Annotated in this window: 13 protein-coding genes; 7 read left to right on the top strand and 6 right to left on the bottom strand. The window is 49.3% G+C overall.

The window, feature by feature from the left end; all coding sequences use genetic code 11:
- Nucleotides 1-55: 55 nt before the first annotated feature.
- Together EHSB41UT_RS18575 and EHSB41UT_RS18570 are read right to left on the bottom strand one after the other, a co-directional pair.
- A complete protein-coding gene (locus tag EHSB41UT_RS18575; RefSeq protein ID WP_087112357.1) occupies nt 56-1,384 on the bottom strand; it encodes a PTS sugar transporter subunit IIC in 1,329 nt (442 codons plus the stop codon).
- Between the two features lie 62 nt (nt 1,385-1,446).
- Complete coding sequence (locus EHSB41UT_RS18570) at nt 1,447-1,755, bottom strand: PTS sugar transporter subunit IIB (protein ID WP_087112356.1); 309 nt, start codon at nt 1,753-1,755, stop codon at nt 1,447-1,449.
- 462 nt (nt 1,756-2,217) lie between these two features.
- Between EHSB41UT_RS18570 and EHSB41UT_RS18565 the strand changes: the two genes are divergently transcribed.
- On the top strand, nt 2,218-3,579 hold the full coding sequence (locus EHSB41UT_RS18565; protein WP_087112355.1) for an OprD family outer membrane porin: 1,362 nt from the start codon (nt 2,218-2,220) through the stop codon (nt 3,577-3,579).
- A gap of 62 nt (nt 3,580-3,641) precedes the next feature.
- Here EHSB41UT_RS18565 and EHSB41UT_RS18560 read toward each other — a convergent pair whose 3' ends face one another.
- Nucleotides 3,642-4,550, bottom strand: a complete 909-nt coding sequence (locus EHSB41UT_RS18560; RefSeq protein WP_165767322.1) for an ROK family protein — start codon at nt 4,548-4,550, stop codon at nt 3,642-3,644.
- Nucleotides 4,551-4,909: 359 nt separating this feature from the next.
- Between EHSB41UT_RS18560 and nagB the strand changes: the two genes are divergently transcribed.
- From nagB to EHSB41UT_RS18545, 3 genes are read left to right on the top strand one after another with little or no spacing between them, the layout of a single operon-like run.
- The gene (gene nagB / locus EHSB41UT_RS18555; protein ID WP_087112353.1) at nt 4,910-5,704 is read left to right on the top strand and encodes a glucosamine-6-phosphate deaminase; all 795 of its coding nucleotides are present in this window, start codon (nt 4,910-4,912) and stop codon (nt 5,702-5,704) included.
- 7 nt (nt 5,705-5,711) lie between these two features.
- Nucleotides 5,712-6,872 (top strand): N-acetylglucosamine-6-phosphate deacetylase, encoded by a 1,161-nt coding sequence (nagA, locus tag EHSB41UT_RS18550; RefSeq protein WP_087112352.1) that lies wholly within the window; start codon nt 5,712-5,714, stop codon nt 6,870-6,872.
- Between the two features lie 12 nt (nt 6,873-6,884).
- Nucleotides 6,885-8,117, top strand: a complete 1,233-nt coding sequence (locus EHSB41UT_RS18545; RefSeq protein ID WP_087112351.1) for an ROK family transcriptional regulator — start codon at nt 6,885-6,887, stop codon at nt 8,115-8,117.
- Nucleotides 8,118-8,128: 11 nt separating this feature from the next.
- On the opposite strand, the gene EHSB41UT_RS18540 is transcribed toward EHSB41UT_RS18545, so the two are convergent.
- Both EHSB41UT_RS18540 and EHSB41UT_RS18535 read right to left on the bottom strand, forming a co-directional pair.
- On the bottom strand, nt 8,129-8,980 hold the full coding sequence (locus EHSB41UT_RS18540) for a hypothetical protein (RefSeq protein ID WP_133060573.1): 852 nt from the start codon (nt 8,978-8,980) through the stop codon (nt 8,129-8,131).
- A 108-nt stretch (nt 8,981-9,088) separates the two neighbouring features.
- Nucleotides 9,089-10,744 (bottom strand): GMC family oxidoreductase, encoded by a 1,656-nt coding sequence (locus tag EHSB41UT_RS18535; protein ID WP_087112349.1) that lies wholly within the window; start codon nt 10,742-10,744, stop codon nt 9,089-9,091.
- Between the two features lie 232 nt (nt 10,745-10,976).
- Here EHSB41UT_RS18535 and EHSB41UT_RS18530 point away from each other — a divergent pair, with 232 nt between their 5' ends.
- Nucleotides 10,977-12,185, top strand: coding sequence for an ammonium transporter (locus EHSB41UT_RS18530; protein WP_087112348.1), 1,209 nt, complete (start codon nt 10,977-10,979; stop codon nt 12,183-12,185).
- Between the two features lie 93 nt (nt 12,186-12,278).
- The gene (locus EHSB41UT_RS18525; protein ID WP_087112347.1) at nt 12,279-13,808 is read left to right on the top strand and encodes an MDR family MFS transporter; all 1,530 of its coding nucleotides are present in this window, start codon (nt 12,279-12,281) and stop codon (nt 13,806-13,808) included.
- Nucleotides 13,809-14,005: 197 nt separating this feature from the next.
- Here the strand turns inward: EHSB41UT_RS18525 and EHSB41UT_RS18520 are convergent, their stop codons facing one another.
- On the bottom strand, nt 14,006-15,184 hold the full coding sequence (locus EHSB41UT_RS18520) for an RING finger protein (RefSeq protein WP_133060572.1): 1,179 nt from the start codon (nt 15,182-15,184) through the stop codon (nt 14,006-14,008).
- 439 nt (nt 15,185-15,623) lie between these two features.
- Between EHSB41UT_RS18520 and EHSB41UT_RS18515 the strand changes: the two genes are divergently transcribed.
- Nucleotides 15,624-19,505, top strand: a complete 3,882-nt coding sequence (locus EHSB41UT_RS18515) for a hypothetical protein (RefSeq protein WP_087112345.1) — start codon at nt 15,624-15,626, stop codon at nt 19,503-19,505.
- The last annotated feature ends 338 nt before the right edge of the window (nt 19,506-19,843 follow it).

Genomic DNA, 19,843 nt, shown 5'->3' with positions numbered 1-19,843 from the left:
GACAGACATCACAATTCACGTCGATGTCTGTCTATTTATTAAACTTCAGAAACGATCAGGCAACAGCCTGCTGTGTGGCAGAAGATTCAGAGTTGCTGCTTTCCATAGCCGCCTCGTCTGCCAATACCTGCTTCTCGTAAACCTTGAAGAACGGGTAGTAAATCAGAACGTCCAGCACCAGTAGCAAGGCTGTGAGAATAGAAGCCTTCAGAACCCAGCCGGCACCCCAGGCAGCACCGATCAGAGCAGGTGTAGTCCATGGTGTCACCGCGATGGCCTTATCGACCATGCCGGTATTCACAGCTATGTAGGCAATCACAGCATTAACAACCGGAGCCAGAACAAAAGGTACGAACAGGGTTGCGTTCATCACGACCGGGGTACCGAACATAACCGGTTCGTTAATCTGGAATACGCCTGGCAGCGCACTCATACGGCCAACAGAGCGCAAATGGGTGGCTTTGGAGAAGGCCATCAAAATCACCAGCGCAAGGGTTGCACCTGCACCACCGATAAAGATGTAGAAGTCCCAGAACGGCTGAGTGAACAGATTAGGCAGTGCTTCACCGGCCGCATAGGCATCAGCGTTGGCAGCAATGTTGGCCAGGAAGATAGGCGACAAAATACCCACAACCACGTTGGCACCATGGATACCGGCAAACCAAAGCAGCTGGCAGAGCAGCAACGCACCAATAATGGCCGGCAGGGAGTTAGACGCAGAAACCAGTGGTGCGAACAGCTTCATCACCGCTTCAGGGATCTGCATGCCAAAGCTGGTCTGCAGCCACAGGCTCAGCGGATACGCAGTCAGAAAGATCGCCAGAACCGGAACCAGCAGGGCAAAAGATGCCGCGATCGCAGGAGGAACCTGTTCCGGCATGCGGATAGTGATATTGCGCTCTTTCAGGAAACGGGTCAGCTCTACAGAGTAGTAAGCTGCCAGCAGGGCGGTGAAGATACCGGTACCACCGAAGTGGTTTAACGGCAAAGCCCAGCCTTTTTCCGGCGCGGCAACCAGCAGGAAGGTCATTACCGACAGCGCAGCCGCACCCACCGGATCCATTTTGTAGGACCTGGCCAGACTGTAAGCCACGCCCATGGTAATAAAGAGGGACATGATGCCCATACTCATGGTCCATGGCATCACAATGGTCGCGCGATGATCTGCGACAAAGTCCAGCCACATACGACCAAAAGCATTGGTTGTATCCGCCGCAAACGGAGGGTTGGCGAAGATCAGGATAAAGCTGCCGACAATAATGAACGGCATGGCGACCAGAAAACCATCACGCAGGGCCGTGATATGACGCTGGGAACCGAGCTTGCCGGCTATAGGCCCCAGAGTCTGTTCTACAAACTGAATGAGGCTGTCATATAGTTTCATTGTTTTGACCTCGAACCATGCTTGGTTGCGTATCCGCGTTTATGTTGACGCGTGAGTGTTGATTAATCTTCCAGCAGCGCCAGAGCCTGCTCCAGAACCTTGTCGCCTTTCATCATGCCGTAAGCCATGGAGTCGATAACGCCCACCTTCTTGCCGTACTCGGCAGCCTGCGCAGACAGCCCTTCATGGCGGAACTTGACCTGTGGACCCAGCAGGCAGACGTCGTATTCCTTGATGGTGTCATCAAAGTCAGCCAGGGAGACGGCGATGATGTCGGCTTCAATGCCCTGCTCGGCAGCAGCGGCTTTCATTTTGTTCACCAGCATGCTGGTAGACATACCCGCACTGCAGCACAGAAAAATTTTCTTCATAAATACTCCGAGTCGATAGCTGAGCGATCTTGACTGTCCGGACAGGTGTTTTTGTCCGGATGGAAATAACGCTGGCAGTATATGCTGACAAAGAATTCGATGTAAACGGTTTCTGAAACCGGTTTCTGAAACAGTTTCATAGGAGTAAATACCCACAAAAGCCGCAGAAACGCTGGACATCTCGCCACATCTCCCGCCACCAGCCACACCACAACAGGATGAACACCTAGCTAAAAAGTTAAGAAACCATGACCTGCATCACCAATTCTTATCGTCTGGTTTAAAAAGCCAGAAAACATGTCCGACCCGTGACGTATGTCATAAATGTTTAAATTAGCAATGTAACCGGTTTCGGAAACCGGTTACATAAAAGACGAGACGGCCATATACTCGATCTCAAACAAGACCTCACACTCTTGTTCGGCAGATAAAACAACACACAAACAAAAGGGAGTTCCCCTCATGTTTAAGAGAACCGCACTGTCAGCAGCCATATTCGCTGCATTCGCTGGCTCACTATCCACCGGAGCCAGCGCAGCTGTTGATACCGGAGCGTTTTTTGATGATGCAAAGGTCAACGGCGGCTTTTATGTCTTTGCCCGCCAGCGTGACCGTTACGATATGGGCAAGGGGAAATATACGGACAATCTGGATCACACCACTGCCCTGACCAACATTGATTTCAGCAGTGGCTATATCAATGACTTTATTGGTTTTGATTTTGGCATCTTTGCGGCTGCCGACGTCTACCACAATAAAGGCGCCGGTGTTGATCATGAATTCAGTTTTGTACCCTGGGCAGATCCTTACAGCCCGGACTGGAGTGAAACCCAGACCGACGATGGCACCAGCATCTACAAGGCCGCCGTTAAACTGAAAGCCGGCAACAGCTGGGCCAAAGCCGGTTACATTCAGCCATCAGGCCCCAGCGGTCTGGGAGTGAACTGGAATTTTATGCCTGGCACCTATCAGGGCGCCCAGTTCGGTACTGCGATTGATAAACTCACTTTGACTTACATGTGGGCAAACCAGTACAAGTCACCATGGTTTAAAGACACCTACAAGTTTGAAGACAACAGCGGCAATACCCTCGACTACGTTCACTCCGTTGGCGCACTGTACAGCTTTGAAAGTGGCCTGAGTGTTGATGCGGCCTTCTCCCAGTCCAAGGACTTTCTGGATACTTACCACATTAAGCTGAAAGACAACTTTGCTGTGGCTGGCGGAAAGCTCTATCTCAGCTATCAGTACTACGGCGCTGAAGATACCCGCAGCATCAGCGATGACTTAAAAGCCTACGATGGCCGCGCCCACTATCAGGCACTGGTCAGCTCCTTCTCTACCGGCCCTTACACCTTCCGTGCTGAAGCCACGGCGACCAAAGCCAAAGGCAACCAGGGTTACTTTGTTTACCGAACCACCATTCCTAACGGTTCATCCCAGGGCAGCAATGAAATCTGGTGGGATTCCCGCTCCGACTGGAACCATGATGGGCAAAAAGCCGTCTTTGTTGGTGCATGGCGTGATTTATCCGATCTAGGTCTTACCGGCTGGCGCGCAGGTGCCTCCTACGTTTATGGCTGGGATGGCAAACCATTTGAAGATTTTGCCGATCAGGACGTAGAACTCAAGGAAGAGGCCTTCAACGTGGATGTGGGATACACCTTCAGTGAAGGCAACCTGAAAGGCTCCAGCATCTCCGTGCATATGACCCGCTACAACAACAAGAGCGGTCAGGACAGCTGGGAGGCAGGCGGCTTCAAGAATGCTTTCCAGGATGAGAAGGACATCAAGGTCTCACTGGTCGTGCCTTTTGCCCTTTAAATACCGTGATTAGTGTGTGATGTGCTGTTAGCCGACCCTCGGGTCGGCTTTTTTATCAACGGTCAGGAGAGCTGGCTACCAAGAATAGCGGCACCACGGACACCACCGGAATCTCCAAACATCGGAGCCAATACCGCAGGAGCCTGGTTATTACCAAACAAATGATTCCCGATAGCAACAGGCAGACGATCATAGATTTCTGAAATATTAGAAACGCCACCACCCATAACAAAAGCTTCGGGGTTCACAGTCAGCACCAGAGAGGCCATGGCCGCACCGGCAATATCAATAAAGCAGTCAAAGGTTTTCACAGCCTCTGGCTCCCCTGCCCGCATATTCTCAATAATGTCAGGCGTACTCAGCGTCTTACCAGTAAAGTGCCGATGCAGACTGGCGATCCCGGGGCCCGAAATATATCGCTCATAACAACCCGATAAACCACAGCCACAATCGACGACAGGCAACTGATACTTCTGCTGCAGGGATGCCGGCAGTGCGGTGTGCCCCCACTCACCAGCCAGATTGCTTACCCCTTGATAAATCTTCCTTTGAAGGCAGAGTCCACCCCCGGCTCCGGTTCCTAAAATAACACCAAACACATTATTGAACCGGTCAGCACTGCCACCCCAGACTTCCGAGAACACAAAACAGCGGGCATCATTCTCCAGAGCCACCGGACGCCGAATAACCCGCGCCAGATCGTCGCGTAATCTCTGACCATGGATGGCAGGCACGTTAGATATCGTCAGCTGCCCTGTACTCTGGTTCTCAACCCCCGGAATACCAAGCCCTACCGTTCCCGATACGCCATACTGCTGATCAAACCGGGTTATCAGCTCACCAACCGTCTCCAGAAATTCTTTATAGTCGGTCTTCGGTGTGGGTACCCGGAGGCTATCCTGACGCTGAAACTCCGCATCAAATGCCGCAATCTCAATTTTGGTTCCACCAATATCCAGCCCGTAATGCATTTTCGTCGTCCTGATCCTTGTCGTTGTCTGCGACATTTCATCGATACTATACACAGAGAATACGGGTACAGAGAGTGCTGACTCACACAACTGAGCCAGCCTCTCAGCACATAGCCATACAGTATGCGTTCCAGACTCACGACACACGCCATTTATTTATCGATAGAAATTAATTCTGAGAATAGGTGACAAGAATCAATAGAGACACACAATTAATCTGCAGAAATCCCACATAGGAAGAAACTTTTGTAGCAATTTATTTTTTATCGAAAAATAATAGAGAGAACACAACATGCCGATAGGGAAGAATGTAGAGACACCACCTACCTCCCCCTATCTGTGATCAGGAAAGTAACACTATGCGTTTTATCCCTCTGAGCGACAGCAGTAAAGTTGGCACATGGGTGGCACGTTATATTGCCGACCGCATCAACACTTTCGCACCAACAGCCGAACGCCCGTTTGTGCTGGGCCTGCCAACCGGCAGCACGCCGATCCCAACCTACAAAGAGCTGATCCGTCTCAACCAGAAAGGCCTGCTCAGCTTCCAGAACGTCATCACCTTTAATATGGATGAGTATTGCGGCCTGCCGGAGAACCACCCGGAGAGCTACCACACCTTTATGCATCGGGTGCTGTTTGATCATGTGGATATCCCGGCCAAGAACATCAACATTCTCAATGGCAATGCTGCGAATCTGGATGCCGAGTGCCAGCGCTATGAAGACAAGATCAAGGCTCTGGGCGGCGTTGAGCTGTTTATGGGCGGGGTGGGCAATGATGGCCATATCGCCTTTAACGAACCGGGCTCTTCTCTGGCCTCACGCACCCGTATCAAGACCCTGACCGCAGAAACACGCCAGGCCAATGCCCGCTTCTTCGACAACGATATCTCTCTGGTTCCGAAACTGGCACTGACAGTGGGTGTCGGCACCCTGCTTGATGCCCGTGAAATCCTTGTGATCGCCACCGGAAGCAACAAGGCCAAAGCGGTTCAGATGACCGTCGAAGGCAGTGTTAATCATATGTGGACAGTATCCGCTCTGCAGATTCATCCGAAGTCGATCATGGTCTGCGATGACCCTGCCACGCTTGACCTGAAAGTACGCACCCTGCGTTACTTCCAGGATATTGAAGCCAACAACCTGATTTGAAAATAACATGAGCCAGAACCCAGGCCTGATTCTCACTAACTTCAAGCTCCTGACCGGCATGGCCGGTCAGGAGACCTTCAAAACCCTGACAATCTCCGGGAACAAGATTACAGCGGTGGGAGACCACCCTGCTCCGGCTGAGGGCGTCAATAATTACCAGACCATAGACCTTCAGGGGCTGACATTAGCTCCTGGCTTTATCGATCTGCAACTTAACGGCTGCGGTGGCGTAAATTTCAACAGTGCGATTACTGAAGCCACCCTCGATACCATGCACGCGGCGAATCTCCGCTCCGGCTGCACAACCTTCCTGCCGACACTGATCACCGCGTCCGATGATGACATCAAAGAGGCGGTAGCCGTTGTTTCCCGTTACCGGAAACGTCATCCGGACCGCGTACTGGGAATACATATTGAAGGCCCGTATATCAACCCGCAGCGTAAAGGGATTCATCCCGGACATCTGGTTCGCAAACCCTCTCGCAAGATGATGAACTTTCTGACCAGCCATGCCGAAGATATTGCCAAGCTCACTCTGGCACCGGAGGTGTGCGGGAATAAAGTCATTAAAGAGCTGTACGACGCTGGCATTCTGGTTGCTATCGGCCACACCAACGCCACTTGCGCTGAAGTCAAAGCGGCTGAACAGGCGGGGGCCGGATTTGTCACTCATTTGCATAATGCGATGTCACCACTGACCAGCCGTGAGCCCGGAGTGGTTGGCGCGGCATTTGACAGTAGCCGCTTATGCGCGGGCATTATTGCCGATGGCTATCACCTGAGCTGGGAAAACCTGCGCATAGCCCACAGGCTCATGCAGGATCGTCTGGTACTGGTGACCGATGCCACTGCTGCGGCCGGCACCGACATTGAGCAGTTTGAGTTTGGCGGCCATACGGTTTATCACCGTGATGGCAAATGTACAGGTGCCGATGGCACCTTGGGCGGCTCCGCACTGACCATGATTGAAGCCGTTAACAACAGTATCAAACATGGTATTTCCCTGGCGGATACCATTAGAATGGCGACCGTCAATCCGGCCCGCATTCTGGGTCGCGAACAGGAGTTTGGCACTGTTTCTGAGGGAGCCTTTGCCAACCTGGTGATTCTTGACCAGGGCTTTCAAGTCAAAGGCACTATCAGTGGTGGCTCTCTCCTTTGGAATTAACGGAATCAACCCATGCCGGCAGTTATCGTCAACCTGGACTACGTAAAGGAAAAAAACACCTCTGCGGTCTTTAAGGCGATTGTTGAACATGGGGCGATCTCCCGTATCCAGATTGCCCGTACATGCCTGCTGGCTGCCGGCAGCGTAACCCGTATCACCCGCCTGCTTCTGGAAAACGGCCTGATTCAAGAAGTTGAAAGCCAGAGTCATGAACGAGGTCGTCCCTCCGTTTTACTGGTCGCCAGAAAGCAAAGCCTGCATATTCTCACCATCTCCGCGGATCGGCACCACATCCATTACGGACTGTGCGATTTGAGCGGAGAACTGCTTGCCGAGCATAAAGAACCTTTGCAGGCCACCCAATCTGATGAGTTTCTGCAGCAGATCATCCAATCCACCCAAACCTTTATTCAACAACACAGTCAATTAACCCGGCAGCTTATCGGCATAGGGATAACCACGCCCGGCCTCGTGCATTCTGAAACCGGTGTCGTTCATTCCATGCCCCACCTGCAAACCTATGGACTTCCCCTTGCTGACAGACTCAAACAGGCCACTGGATTGCCTTGTTTTGTCGGCAACTTCAGCTCAGCGATCACCCTGGCAGAACACCAGCTAACACCACACAACCCATGCCGCAACAGTCTGCTGGTCAGTATCCACAATGGTGTCGGGGCCGGTATGATTCTGGATGGTCGTCTTTATGAAGGAAGCGCATTAACCGCAGGTGAAATTGGTCATATCCAGATCGACCCTCTGGGGCCGCGCTGTTACTGCGGTAACTTTGGCTGTCTGGAAAGCTATATTTCCAATTCTGCACTCGAACAACAATGCCACCAGCAGGTACAAGCCGGTAGCCCAACCAGTCTGCCCGATAACGCCACGATTACGGATATCTGCAACGCAGCCAATCAAGGCGATGAGCTGGCCCGCAGCCTGATCACCAACGCGGCGGCCCGTCTAGGCAAAGTGCTGGCCATGTGCACCAACCTGCTCAATCCGGAAAAGATCATTCTGGCCGGAGAGATCACCGAGAGCTTCTCACTGATTGAGCCGGTTATCCGAATGACCCTCCAGCGCCAGACTGTCTCCTTTGTCGGAGAAAAGGACATCCAACTGAGCGTATCAGCCTGCTACAACAGACGCTGGCTGGCAGCCTATGCCCTGATGCGAAGAGCACTGCTGGAACAGGGGTTGCTACTCGAAATACTGAACAAGAAAGCCTTGCCTATAGCTGCGCCCTGACAAAAGCAGCATCACTTACCATCTTCATTCAGGGCTGACTTAATGGCATGAATATTATTCGCCATAATCAGAACATCCAGAGGCATGGAGAAACACAACGGTTTCCCGATATGCGCTCTAAATTCTTCGGGAACACATTCCCTTAAAATCCGGGAGGGTGGGCTTGAGCAATTATTGAGCGTCGTCTGATAATGGACTTTATTTGACTCACAGTCATTCGCCAGGCTTTGAAGCTTTTGTTTGAATTGGTCGGTATTGATGTCTCTTATTAACGTTCCCTTAACTCCTGGATCAAAAGCCAGCACTTCCAACCTGGGGTATTCAGTAACCCATCCTGCAATCAGAAAAAAATAAAATGCAATACAGGGAGGTATCACCAGAAACGTTGGAAGGTACATGGCAGACAGCACTGTGGCAGATATGCCTACCGCTGCCAATTTAATCAAACGCAATACACTGTGCTGACAGTTCATACCGGAACCATTGAACCGAATGCCTACGGGACGGTTATCACTAGAGAATTCTGGTCTAAAAAATAACCGCGTGGTATCTCCATAAGGCGTAGACAGCAACACATCCTTACGATCCAGATTCGTACAATAAACGGGCTTTGGGAACAGGCCCTTCGTTACCCCCCATGCCAATGACCCGCAAATACCGATAAGAGGAATATGCCGCATTAAGCGCACCTTGCGCCCTCGAATATCAACCTGTCGATAAAGAAGCCTGTCAATACAAGCCCCCAGGAAAAACGATCCTAACAATGGAGTCATGGGTCGATAACCCGGCGGCTGACGATCTAACACCGTCGTATCTGTAGGGTAACCATTCAAGGCATTGGCAGGCTGAGAGACTCTGTTCATTGTTTAATCCGCGTGGAGGCAAAACGCAATCATTCCCTAACAATTAATGAAAGGTTGATAACAACTGCGACAGCTCAACCAACGAACAGAATCCCCCGATAGAAACAATCAGCTTATTGCCTGAGCAAGTTCCTTTTCCGAAGCCGGTTCTGCATCCAGCCGTCCACAACCAAACCGGATAAGATCCGCTGCGCGTTCCGCCATCATGACAATCGGTGCATTAGTATTCCCGCTAACCAATGTTGGCATCACCGCACCATCAATCACCCTGAGTTTTGCGAGACCGTGAACACGCATCTCCTCATCAACCACCGCCATTTCATCATGGCCCATTTTGCAGGTGCCAACCGGGTGATAGACCAGCCCCAGAGTATCCTTGCAGGACTGCAGTATTTCTTCATCCGTTTGGGCATCAATACCCGGGCTGAGTTCTTCACCCCTCCAATCCTCAAAGACTGGCGCAGCCATAATTTTTCTAGCCAGCCGCACACCATTCACCAGCGTTTTGGCATCTTCAGGATCATCAAGGAAGTTGTAATCAATAACCGGAGGCGCAAACGGGTCAGCTGAGTTGAGAGTGATACAGCCCCGGCTCTTCGGACGCAGGACACAAACATGCAGAGAATAACCGTGCCGCCGCATCAACTTGAGATCCCTGCCGGAATCATCAAATAACACCGGGATAAAGTGCATCTGTACATCGGGAACATCAAGATCATCACGGGTACGGAAAAAACCACCGACCTCTGTAATCGAATTCGCCAGCTTACCCGTCTTGCTGCCTATATAGCTGAACACATCCGGCAGCATTTTTAACAAACCACCAGCGCTCAGGGTAAGGCCATCACGTTTTTTACTGAGTTGGAGCACGCAGGAATCCACATGCTCCTGCAGGTTTTTGCCAACACCCGGAAGATTATGAACGACCGCAATACCGTGCCGCTCCAGCTCTTGTTGATCGCCAACACCTGAACACATCAGTATCTGTGGTGAATTAATCGCCCCCGAACAGAGCAAGACCTCCCTGCGGGTCCGGACACTTTTTAGCTTTCCGTTCTGCAGATATTCGACACCTTCCGCACACTTGCCGTCAAAAAGAATACGACTGACATGGGCGTTCACCTCCACCGTTAAACCTTCCCGTTCCATTGCGGGATGCAGATAGCCACGGGCCACACCACAACGCTGACCATCTTTGATGGTGAACTGATACGTGCCCGCCCCTTCAAACTGAGTCGCATTGAAATCAGCAGATAACGGTAACCCGACCTCGCCCGCAGCCTGTAGAAAGACATCATTAAGGGGATACTGCGTTTTGATAGAGGTCACAGACAAGGGGCCGCTATCACCATGGTAATGACAGGCTCCCAGACTGTTTGATTCTGACTTACGAAAATAAGGCAGAACATTCTCCCAGCCCCAACCGGTATTACCCTGCTCTACCCAGCGGTTGTAATCACTTTTATGGCCTCGGACATACACCATCGCATTGATGGCGCTGGAACCGCCCAGGGTTTTGCCTCGGGGAGTAAATAATGGGGAGCCTTTACGAATAGACGGATCGGGTTTGCTTTCGTAGGCCCAGTTATATTTTTTACTGAACATGAAATAGGCAAAAGCACCGGGTGTACTGATCATCGGCGTATTATCGGCAGGGCCTGCTTCAAGCAGGAGTACGGAAACGTCAGAGTCTTCCGATAACCGGTTCGCCAGAACACACCCTGCTGATCCGGCACCAATAATGATGTAATCAAATGCGTCCATGGTCGTCCTTTCTTATTATTCTTATGTCTTTGATTTCCGAGAGATGTCTCAGAGCAGATCAAAGCCCTGACATTCCAGGTCCCGAAACAGACATTATTATTGTGCGGACTACAGTGCCTCATAACTGCCTTGAATGCCAGATGATCCCATCTTAACGAACATTGCCGTTTATACCGCCCAACCACTCTAGCTTAACTATTATTCTGACAGTGTCTTATTCGGGATAAGAGCAATGTTTGAAGGTGTTGTTCACGGGAATGTTGCATTCATGGTCGTTGCGACAGTTCTGGTGTTTTTTATGACACCGGGGCTGGCCTTCTTTTATGGTGGTCTGGTTGAGAAAAAACACTCTCTAACGATCATGCTGCAAATCTTTATCGCCATTGGCATCGTCACACTTATGTGGATCTTTGGCGGTTTCAGTATGGTTTTTGGCAATTCCTTTTTCGGGGTTGTCGGCAACCCGCTTCAGTACATGGGTTTCAAGGATATTGTTTTTCAGGTCAACAGCCGATACGGGCTGACGATCCCCTTCCTGATGTTCTTCATGTATCAGCTGATGTTCGCCATCATTACCCTGCCACTCATGACCGGTTGCATCGTAAACCGAATCACCATAGGTGCCTGGCTTAAGTTTCTGGTTATCTGGATGATCATTGTGTATTTCCCGGTGGCGCACTGGGTTTGGGGTAATGGCTTCCTGTCGCGTATGGGTTTTGTAGATTTTGCCGGCGGCACGGTGATTCACGTCACCGCAGCATTCTCTGGTCTGGCAACACTCTGGGTGCTTGGCCCCCGAAAAGTCATTACTGGGAAAGGTCCATTTAATATGGGACTGGTTGCCATTGGTGCAGGGATTCTTTTGTTTGGCTGGTTCGGCTTTAATGCCGGGGGAACACTGGCTGCGGCCGGTACAACAGCGATCGTATTTACCAATACCGGTGTGGCCAGTGCCAGCGGCATGATTGTCTGGTCCCTCATGGTCTACCGCGAGAATGGCTACTTCTCCTTTCTCGATCCACTGATTGGTGCTGTTGCCGGGCTGGCAACAATTACACCCGCATCCGGGTATGTCACACCAGGCTCAGCTTTGCTTATCGGTGCACTGGCCGGACTGGTCTGCTTCTATGCCATCAAAATCCCAAGAAAGCGGGGTTGGGATGATGTTCTTGATGTCTGGGGCGTTCATGGCGTCGGCGGGTTTCTTGGCACGATCATGATCGGCCTGCTGGCAAACTCTCTGGTTAATCATACGAGTGCCGGATTGGATCAGTTCCTTGTTCAGCTGTTTGGCGCCTGCTTTGTTGCGGTTTATTCCATGCTGGTTTCCTATTGTTTGATGCGTGTTATGGATAAGAGTTCCAATATCAGGGTGACAACGGAACAGATTGAAGAAGGGCTGGATAAAGCACTGTTCAAGGAAACGTATGGCAATGACTAGCCGCTGACCAAGTCCGTTATCTACCCTTGCCACAGGCATTTTCTGGTTATGAGATTTATGGCTACGCCATTACTCGCTGCATGATGGATTCCCATGAGCATAGACTCCAACCCCAGCCGGGCTGAAGTTGCCGCAACGGTTGTCATCTCCGCGTTAATGGTCATAGTGGATATGACTGTGGCCAATGTCGCCCTTCCCAATATGATGGGTGACCTGGGCGCAACGTCAGACCAAATTACCTGGGTACTGACCAGCTTTAGCATGGCCCAGGCCATATTTATTCCTCTGACGGGTTTTATGGTCCTTCGATTTGGCGAACGGAAAGTTCTGACCTTCTCGATCTGTGGCTTTGTCCTTATGTCAGGCCTCTGTGGACAGGCAAACTCTCTGGGGGAAATGGTTCTGTTCCGTATATTCCAGGGGATTTCCGGAGCATCCGTGACACCTATCTGCCAATCCATTCTGGTACAGATTTTCCCTAAGGAGCAAAGAGGGAAAGCGATGGCCCTCTATACCATCGGCGTACTTATCGGGCCGGTTCTGGGCCCGGTCGTGGGCGGTGTACTGACTGAGCATATGGGCTGGCGCTGGGTGTTTTATATCAATCTGCCAGTAGGCCTGCTCTGTCTTATGATGATCTTTCGGAATATACACATCAACAATCAGGGAGAGACATCAATCGACTGGCTGTTAATGATAACCATGGCTGGAGGCATTGGTCTGCTGCAAATGGTTTTATCGCAGGGTAATGAAAAGAACTGGTTCAGTTCCAACCTTATCTTCTTTTCATCCATCATCAGTTTCTTGTTAATTATTATTTTCGTTATACGTTCCATTGTCACTAAGGGAGATATAGCACCTATCTGGCTAATGAAAGATAGAAACCTTGGTGTGTCCTGTCTGATTATATTTTTCTTTGCCATTGGGACGTTTGGAATACTGCAATTGCAGCCCATGTTGATGGAGCAATTATTTAATTACCCTGTCGAAACCACAGGCTTTATGATGTCACCCCGAGGCATAGCATCGGCCTGCGTACTGGTGGCCATAATGCCTCTCGCAGATAAAGTTGATAGCCGAATTCTTGTGTTAATGGGTCTCTCACTGAATGCCATAGGTATTTATATGATGGGACAATATTCCCTGAATATAGATACCTTCTGGGTTCTGGTGCCATCAGTTATACAGGGCGCTGGATTAGGTCTTGTGTTCTCTACCATGGCCAAAATAGCCTTTGCCACTCTCCCCACAGAATATACAACCAGAGCCAGTGCGGTATTCAATCTATCACGAACAATTGGTTCCTCCGTCGGGATAGCGATTGTTAATACCTATGTCAGCTACGTAAAACAGGAAGAGTGGTTGCATCTTGGGGGAGCATTGAGCCGGGCAGACCCGATATTACAAATCTATGCGGAACAATCAGGAAGCCAGTTAACGGATACCAGTTTCCTTGAACACCTTGCATCAATGGTGCAACAACAATCGTCCATGCTTGCCTTTATCCACTGTTTTACAGCGATGTCCGTTATGTATGTGGGGATGATGTTTCTACTCCCTCTTTTACGCAAAAAGTCCGCGACGCCGGTAAAAGTAGATACATCACAGGGGAATAATTACTAAGTGAAAAGGCCGCTTTAAAAGACTAAAGCGGATTTAGTGATGGCGGTAGCATGACGATGCAACCAATAAGCTAAACAGCTCCATGAGAAGAATATTGATTAGGCGCGAATTGCCTCAACCTTGAACAACAAGATCATCGGATAGCTTATTTCAAGATTGAGGCATCAACTTGTTTGAAAACGACCCTAAATTCCAATTTAGAAGTGGGTAACAAAATCGGATCTTTCAAGTTCGTTAAACTGTTTTATTAAGCTTTCAGGCGCTATCCCTGCACCCATAACAATAGCCTGCAATAGCTCATAAATGCTAAGTCTAAACTGTCTTTGTATAATTGACTCTAACCTGTCTATTGCCTGATCCGGGGAATGAGGACCATAAAAAACATGACCAAGCTGAATATGATTTTTCAATACGAATACACTGATTGAACCTATGTGAGAAGTATGGTCAGAAATCAGACGACTCACTGTTTTCGTTAGCACGTCTTGATAAAGATATTTTGAGTTTTCTTCACTCACTGATTGATTGAAAACAATGTCGCATTGTTCCGCAGTTTTTTGTGCCTCTCCTAACTGTTCCTGAATGATTTTTATGGCAGCTTCTTTACTCCCACCCGCACCATCACTGATTTTTTCAGCCAGATCACCGTAGGTAGTCACGTTCAATCTTGAAGAGTCAAAAAGACATTTTGTTTTTACTGTTCTCAGTAGTCTTGATTCCAAAGGCTCAGCACTCGGAGTCAGCTTTTCACTATCGATATCATTTTTAGACAGACCAAACATAATGAAAATATTTTCAAGATCTTGGCGATAAAACCTCAGGGCTAAATAGACCTTTTTAAAATCACTATAGTTATCCAGATCCAACGATGTGCCTTCTTCAATGGGTGAAAGCCATGCATTCGCTTTGTTTATAATTTCTCGCTCATCAACTGTCTCTACGTCCTGAACAGGAGGTGGTGTAACTTTTGCTGGAGGTGGTTGGAGCTGCGAATCCTCCTTTGTCTCTCTTTCCGGGGACTTTCGCTTTATAGCCTGAAGTTGTGTCTGCAAACCAAAGGGATTGTCTTCAAAGGCACGAGGATGATACCAAGGTTGAATGACCACCTCTGTGGCAAGCCCATCAGAAAACCTTGGGGCGGTTGCATGTACCTCCCTTTCTTTCAGCTCTGGTAGAGGGGCTTTGCACTTGGGGCACTTATCAGGTTGTAGCTGAAGTGTTGTGATGCACTCACCACAATAGGCATGACCTTTGGGGCATACCGTAAGGGATCGACCAAAAATGCCGGTACATACAAGGCAGTTTTTAGAGTCACTGTTTTTGTCCTGAGGTGTCCTGGAGCTGTATTGCTGCCCCTGATTTGGAATCTTCTCCATTAGTAACTCCATTATTCTCTTCATCAAAACCCTATATGACCAGTAAAACCGATACTCTGCTCACCAGCTTTGGTTGGTTATTGTGACTTGTTAGTCAGAGGGAGAATGGTTGTGGCAATACACTGCCTGGGAGTCATGCCGGCGCAAGTGGACGAACTGCGCTGGAGTGGGGCTTTTCAGGGGCTACAAATGCAAAAAATCCCGCTACAGAGGTCTGTAGCGGGATTCTTGTATGTGGCGGTGGCGGGGCCACATGGTGAGGTCTATTTCTCCATTTCAGCTCCCCTATGCCATTCCCCAACAGACATGACTCATTCGTAAATCCATCACAGATAAAAAATTTCTCTTTCCACTTAACACATCCTCAATCTCCCCGGATAGATGATTAAAAGAACTAAAAAAACTCATAAGGATATTGGTCCGGAGTTGAGGGAAAATCATGGTAGCAATAATCTCCAGCAGTGATCTTGGGCTTTTCAATCACAACAAGGTTTCTGGTCAAGCCAGTACCGGCCAAGGCGGACAGCAAGTCTACGTCAATGCCAACACCGGCAACCTGGTTTTACGACAGCAGGATGAGATTATCGCTAGCCTTGGTCTGGATACCGCACTGGTTCGGACCTACAACAGCCAAGGTTCATTAACTGATGCCAATGGAGACAATACTTACTTCAGCTTCAACCAGCGGCTCATAAACCTGACAGGTACAGTCAATCAACCCGGCAGCACGATCACCCGTGTCGCTGGAGATGGCAGCGAAACCCTCTACAAATACGATTCATATCAGCAGGTTTACGTTTCCACGGATGGTGCCGGAGCCCACGACACTTTGCGTTTTGAATCGGGTCAATGGGTGTGGCAGGAAGGCAGCACCCAGATGAGTGAAACCTATACTGAAGTAGCTGGCGTTCTACGAATGGTCCAGCAGCAGGATGCCGAAGGGCGGATTACTACGTTCGGCCACAATGCCCAGGGGCAAGTCGTCCAGATCGCAGATGCCTCTGGCCAGAGAGTCAGTGTTCAGTACAGCGGACAAAACGTCACAGGTTTCTCCCTCACCAGCGATGGTATTACCACCCAAAAAGTCTACTACCAATATGACAACCTTGGTCGCCTGACGTCCGTAAAACTGGACCTGACCCCCGATGGTTCCATTGCTGATGGAAAAGTCTACACAACAACGTATCAATATGACGGTAACAGCCGACGAATCCAACACATAACCCAAAGCGATGGCAGCACAGTATCCATCGCCTATGTGGAACAGAGCAGCCAATATCGTGTTAGTCAGGTAACCACAGGATCGGGGCAGACATCACATACCACTCGCTATGAGTATGATCTGGACGAACGCACAACCGATATCGTTCAGGTTGCCGGAGAGAGTCAATCCGGACCAACAACCTCCCTTCAATTTGATGAAGAAGGAAGGGTTATCCGGCAGACCACCCCTGCGGATATTAATGGCCAGCGTCAGATTACCAGCTACACCTATGATGCCGATGGCAATCTGACCCAGATTACTCAACCTGGGGAGCGTCATACTGTTTATGAGTATGACAGCCGAGGCAACAAGGTTCGGGTACAGGACCCAGAAGGTAATTTGATAACCCGCAACTACAGTGCCAACAACCAGCTCACCAAAGAGACCGTCTGGCTACAGCCTGATACTGATGGTGCTGGTCCAAATGAAGCCGGAGCCCCCCGTAGCCGGCATTTTATTTACGACAGCCAACAGCGCTTACGTTTTACTATTGAAGCTGACGGCTCCGTTGAAGAAATTCGCTATGACGATTCACAGAGCCGAGCACGTATCGTCAGCCAGATTGAGTGGCATAGTACATTATCTGTACAAAACACCTATACCCTTAACGAGCTACAGCAATGGGTTGCGAGCCAGAACGCCCAAGACGCCCGACGCGTCGATACAACCCTCGACTTTCGCGGGCAGGTATCCCGCATCACACAATATTCCTCATTGAATGCTGAGGGATATGGCAATACAGATGGCAATCATTCTACAACCTATACCCTGTATGATGCGTGGGGGCGTCACATTGCAACGGTGGACCCAAGAGGGACAGGACAGGATAGCTCGGTATTCAGAACAGAATACACCTATGACGGCATGGGCCGCAGGCTGACAGAAACCGATGCACTGGGGCATACAACCACTTGGCTCTACCAGGACAATCAGTCCCAGATTATTTCAACCGCTCCTAACGGCCTGCAAACCACACGTCTTTACGACTCGGCAGGCCGATTGATCAGCCAGATTCAAACGGACACCAGCAACACTGCCAGAAGCCTGGGTGAAAGTCGGAATTTCTATGATTCACTGGGGCGTTTGCGCGCAACCCAGGATGCCAGTGGTGCCACCACCCACCAGCTTTATGATAATCAGGGCCGGTTAATTGCGCGGTTAGATAGTTCAGGCACTCTGACAGAGCTTATCTACAACGAAAAGGGGCAACTGGAGCAAGAAGTCATCTATGCAAAAAGGGTAACAGGAGAATCCTTAACCCGTCTGCTAGTTAAGGATGACAGTCAGAATATAACGGGGATAAATGAAGCACTTGCGTTGAGTGATCTGCGGCCAGACAAAGATCCCAACAATGATCGCTCCGTCTATCGCTATTACAATGATGCTGACCGCCTGCGGTTTGTTATAAATGGTGAAGGTTATACAACGGAGTATCGCTACAATGGTGCCGGTGAGCGCACGGACACCATCCGTCACAGCTTGGTGATCGAGGATCTAGAGCAAGCTGAGTACAACACCCTAAAGGCACGTTTTGGTAATACCAGCGCGCAGCTAACGGTCTCTAGCGCAAGCGCAAGCCAGAATGTCGATCCTATACAACATTATTCAAAGTCTGATCAGGTCGGGTTTGATCAACGATCACCAGTGAACACATCTGGATCCATAACGGCTGATTTAACTGCAAACACTCGACCGGCAGACAATGATTACCAAGATTCAAAAGCTTGGGATATCAATACCAGGACAGAAACGGAAGTAACCGAAAATGAGACCATCACGGACTCAATGCTTGTCCCACCAAAGCAACCATATCCTTTAGATAGCAAGACCTTAATAAAAGAAAACTATACAAAAACAGACAGTGCAAACATTTCTGTTAGCACATCCAAATATACAAGACCTCCCGCACAAAGCTATACCTATAGCACCCAGGTTATTACTGACAATAGAACAACCTACACCAGCTCAAGCACTATCAATGTATCCCGTGGCGATATTGTATCCCAGAGCTCGATAGTTCAGCATTCCAGTTCATCAACCAAGCTAAAGCCTGGCAGCATGCACAGCTGGACAGCTGATGAAAACGGCTTAAGTAAGCGATTCAGTCATTTTGAAGTTACTGTCAGTATCACCCCTATAGGCGTATCATTACCTTCAAATTATGCACGCTCATTTACATATAATTACTATTCAAAGACATATGACGGTTCTGTAAATCTAACCCAATCCAGCACTGGCGGACTGCCAACAGGCAAATACTCAATCTCAGTATCGGTTAAGGAGTTCTCTAAAAGATATGAGTATGTCGATGGTGGTGGCATGTCACCAAGATCCATGCGCCGCTTCCCTTCTTCGGGTGGAGGGTGGACCTACCTATTTACCACAAGTACAAGAACAGAATCAAAAGGCTTCACAGCAGATGTTGGCAGTAAGAACCCACCCACCATTCTTAAGTGGACAAAGCCAAGTCAACCATTTAGCACTTCTGTACGTTTTTATTATCGAACTTCAGGTTCTGGCTCCTATAAATCAGTCTCGGTATCGACATCTGGCAGCAATCACCAAGTCTCAATCCCCGGCCTTGCCAATAGGAATTATGATTACAGGATTGAATATATTCGTAATGGCGTGATAGCCCAGCAAGCTTCTGGAGTTTTCTCTGGAAGTGAGAATCTAAACAAAAATATCTCAACCTCATTCAGTTTCGATTATGCCAGTGTTACCAAGAAAACAGGTTCGGCGCTAACAGGATACTCTACTGATATTCCAGCTCAGAACATAAGCACAATTAAAGCTGTAGTAAAAAACACCAGCGGGGCTTGGATAAGCACCGCATACACCTCCCCCCTCCCTCATATACCGAGAACTTGGCTATTGGAATGGTCAGGTAAATCTAAAAACAGATGGAACCCTCCCAACAGGGCGGTACAACATCACAATCACAATCACAAAAACCGACGGCACGTCTATTACCAAAAACGTTTATTACGAAGTCGGTACCCAAACAGAATACAGGCCTACTGTTTTAACATGGCCAGCCAGCCTGCAGCCGAGTGATACTGCAGTTAAATTAGCCTATCGTCCAATTGGTGGCTCATGGAAGTATGCAGCCCCAGTAAGAGATGGCAATGTACACCGAGCCGAGCTTCCAAATATTACTGAAGGGCAATATGAGTATCAAATTACCTATCTGGATAATGGTAACTCTGTAAAAACCTCAAATGGAACATTTTCTGTCAAGAAAGGACAGTCAGATACTCTATCTGCTGGTTTTTCATACAATGCAACACGTTTCGTTCAAGGTTCGGGTACATCAATAACTGGCTTTTTCACCGAAGCTCAAGCAAGTGCTATCAGCCATGTGGAAGCTCGCGTCCTTGATAGCAATGGAAATC

It is taken from the genome of Parendozoicomonas haliclonae (genome assembly GCF_900174585.1).
Lineage (GTDB): Bacteria > Pseudomonadota > Gammaproteobacteria > Pseudomonadales > Endozoicomonadaceae > Sansalvadorimonas > Sansalvadorimonas haliclonae.
This window is presented reverse-complemented; position numbering and strand designations above follow the sequence as displayed.